Raw genomic sequence first — 2,806 nt, forward strand, 5'->3', positions numbered from 1 at the left:
GCCCTCCAGGTGGCGGGCAGCCCGGCGGGGGTGTTGCGGCCGTGGGGGAGCTGTTCGAGGCGCACCTCGATCACCGGCAGGCAGAGGACCTGGTCAGGGCGGCACGGGTCGATCGGTGCGGACCGCGTCCGCTGCTCGGCGGGCCCGTCGGCGAGCCACTACAACGCTATCCCGCGCTGCGCGGCGGCAGCCGCTGTGTGATCCGGTCGAACAGCTCCGTCAGCGGCTCGCCGACGTCCCGGCCGAAATCGGTGAGCCCGTAGGTGACCTGAGGTGGCGTCGTCGGCTCGACCTCCCGCCAGACCAGCTCGTCCTGGACCAGCGCGCGCAGGGTCTGGGAGAGCATCTTCTCGCTGATGCCCTGGATGCTCTCGCGCAGCTCGTAGAACCGGAGGCTGTTGCCCCGCAGGGAGATCAGCACCCAGACGCCCCACCTGCTGGTCACGTGGTCGACCACGTCGCGCGCGGGGCAGTCGGTGTGAAACACGTCATACCGCTTCCCTGTCCCGGCCTCTCTGTGCTGCACGCCTTCCGTCATGTCAGGAGCTTACCTCAGGGTATGTCCTTACCAAAAGTTAGCCGTGCTCCTAGCGTGAAGGCCACAGAGGACATCCGACAAGGAGCTGATCATGATCGTAGTGACCGGGGCCACCGGGAACATCGGCCGGCCGTTGACGCAGGCGCTGGCCGAGGCGGGCCGGCAGGTGACCGCAGTGTCACGGCACGCGGCGGCGGTGCCCGACGGCGTCCGCCACGTGGTGGCCGACCTGGGCGAGCCGGCCGGCCTCAAGCCCGTGCTGGCCGGGGCGGAGGCGATGTTCCTGCTGCTGTCCGGCGATCTGCACGCCACCGGGGCCGACCCTGCCGACATCATCGGCGAAGCTGTGGCCGGCGGAGTCCGCCGGGTCGTCCTGCTCTCCACGCAGGGCGTGGTGACCAGGCCCTCCGGCCGGACGCGGATCGCGATGCGGGCACTGGAGGACGTGCTGCGGGAGTCCGGTCTGGAGTGGGTCGTCCTGCGACCCGGCGGCTTCGCCTCCAACGCCCTCTGGTGGGCCGAGTCCGTCCGCGCGCACCAGGGCGTCTTCGCGCCCTTCGGCGACGTCGGGGTCCCGGTCATCGACCCGGCGGACATTGCCGCGGTCGCGGCAGCCTGCCTGCTGGACGACCGGCACGCCGGCGCGGTCTACGAGCTGACCGGACCGGAGGTGATCACTCCGCGCCGGCAGGCGCAGGCCATCGCCGACGCACTGGGCTCGCCGGTGAGGTTCCACGATCTCACCCGCGACGAGGCCAGGACCGCCATGACCGGGAGCATGCCGGCCGAGCTCGCCGACGACACCCTGGACATTCTCGGCTCCCCGAACCCGGCCGAGCTGCGCGTCAGTCCGGACGTCCAGCTGGTCCTCGGCCGTGCCCCGAACCCCTTCGCCGACTGGGCCGCCCGCAATGTCGCCGCGTTCCGCTGAGACCGGTCAGCGCCGCTGGAACTGCTTTCGTGGGCGGCGATCCACTGCGGGCAGTGGCGGAACCTGACCGGAGGTTGACGCCGACGTGGCCCCCGGTCGGGCGAAGACCGACGTCGCGGCCGCAGCCGCAGCCGTAGCGAATCGACGTGCAGCCGCCCCCGTCGGCCCTGTGAGCACAGGAACATCCGGGCCGCTCGAACCGGGAGGCCGGGACGAACGTGCCTAGGGGATCCCGATGCGCGGGGGCGCAGCGGGCACGCACCCGGGATCCCGCCCACCGGCTACGCCCGGTACTCGGAGGTGCCGGCGAGTTCGGCGCTGGTGGGCGGGTTGGCGCCGGCCCGGGAGACGGTGATGGCGGCGGCTGCGGCAGCGGTCCGCAGGGCGGCGGTCAGGGCGTCCGGAGCAGGGCGGGGGGTGGCGAGGGTGGCCAGGAGGGCGGACATGAAGGAGTCCCCGGCGCCGACGGTGTCGACGACGGTGGTGGGCGGAGCCTCGGTGCGGGCCTCGCCGGCGGGGGTGAGGGCGAAGGCGCCGTCGCGGCCGCAGGTGACGACGACGGCGGCGGGGCCGAGGGTGAGCCAGCGGGCGGCGCTGTCGCGGGCCGGGATTCCGGGGTAGAGCCAGGCGAGGTCCTCGTCGCTGGCCTTGACCAGGTCGCTGAGGCCCACGCAGTGCTCGACGGCGGCGACTCCGGAGCGGTGGTCGCCGAACAGGGCCGGGCGGACGTTCGGGTCGTAGGAGACGGTGGCACCGGTGGAGCGCGCCTCGCGGAGCAGCCGCCGTGCGACCGCAGCGCCGGGCTCCTGCACGGAGGCGAGGGAGCCGAGGTGGACGTGCCGGGCGCGGGGCAGCGCGGTCGGCGCGAGGCTCCAGTCGATCGCGAACTCGTAGGAGGCGCTGCCGGACGGGTCGAGGGTGACGACCGCCGTGGGCGTCGCGACGTCCTGGCCGTCGGTCAGGACGGTGACGCCGCCGGACACCAGGTGGGCGCGGATCAGTTCGCCGTACGGGTCGTCGCCGAGCTGGGTGAGCAGGGTGGTGCGCCGGCCGAGCCGGGCGAGGCCGTAGGCGACGTTGGCGGGGCTGCCGCCGGGGTGCGGGCGGTCGGGACGGCCGGGGGTGCGGACGATGTCGGCGACGCACTCGCCGATGACGAGGAAGTCGAGGTCGGCGGGGATGGGTTCTGGCATGGTGCTGGACTGCTCCCGGTTGGAGGGTGGGGTGCGCGGGGGGGCCCCCGGGGCGCCCCCCCCCCCGGGGTGACAGTCGCAAGGCCCACCAGGGGACCCAAAAAGTGCCCCCCCCCCCCCGGGGGGGGGAGCGGGCCCGGGGCA

At 73.8% G+C, this 2,806-nt stretch carries 3 protein-coding genes; 1 reads left to right on the forward strand and 2 read right to left on the reverse strand.

Annotated features, from left to right (window positions below; all coding sequences use genetic code 11):
• Window positions 1-166: 166 nt before the first annotated feature.
• A complete protein-coding gene (locus ACFUK0_RS39995) occupies window positions 167-538 on the reverse strand; it encodes a winged helix-turn-helix transcriptional regulator (RefSeq protein ID WP_380258985.1) in 372 nt (123 codons plus the stop codon).
• Between the two features lie 91 nt (window positions 539-629).
• Between ACFUK0_RS39995 and ACFUK0_RS40000 the strand changes: the two genes are divergently transcribed.
• Window positions 630-1,469 carry an SDR family oxidoreductase gene (locus ACFUK0_RS40000; protein WP_380258987.1) on the forward strand — a complete coding sequence of 280 codons (840 nt, stop codon included), beginning with the start codon at window positions 630-632 and terminating at the stop codon, window positions 1,467-1,469.
• Between the two features lie 281 nt (window positions 1,470-1,750).
• On the opposite strand, the gene ACFUK0_RS40005 is transcribed toward ACFUK0_RS40000, so the two are convergent.
• A complete protein-coding gene (locus tag ACFUK0_RS40005; RefSeq protein WP_380258989.1) occupies window positions 1,751-2,662 on the reverse strand; it encodes a carbohydrate kinase in 912 nt (303 codons plus the stop codon).
• Between the last annotated feature and the right edge of the window lie 144 nt (window positions 2,663-2,806).

It is taken from the genome of Kitasatospora sp. NPDC057223 (genome assembly GCF_042669755.1).
Classification (GTDB): domain Bacteria; phylum Actinomycetota; class Actinomycetes; order Streptomycetales; family Streptomycetaceae; genus Kitasatospora.

What these genes read in the sequence shown, in the direction of transcription:
- ACFUK0_RS39995 (WP_380258985.1), bottom strand. Translation starts at nt 538, where the DNA reads ATGACGGAAGGCGTGCAGCACAGAGAGGCCGGGACAGGGAAGCGGTAT.
- ACFUK0_RS40000 (WP_380258987.1), top strand. Translation starts at nt 630, where the DNA reads ATGATCGTAGTGACCGGGGCCACCGGGAACATCGGCCGGCCGTTGACG.
- ACFUK0_RS40005 (WP_380258989.1), bottom strand. Translation starts at nt 2,662, where the DNA reads ATGCCAGAACCCATCCCCGCCGACCTCGACTTCCTCGTCATCGGCGAG.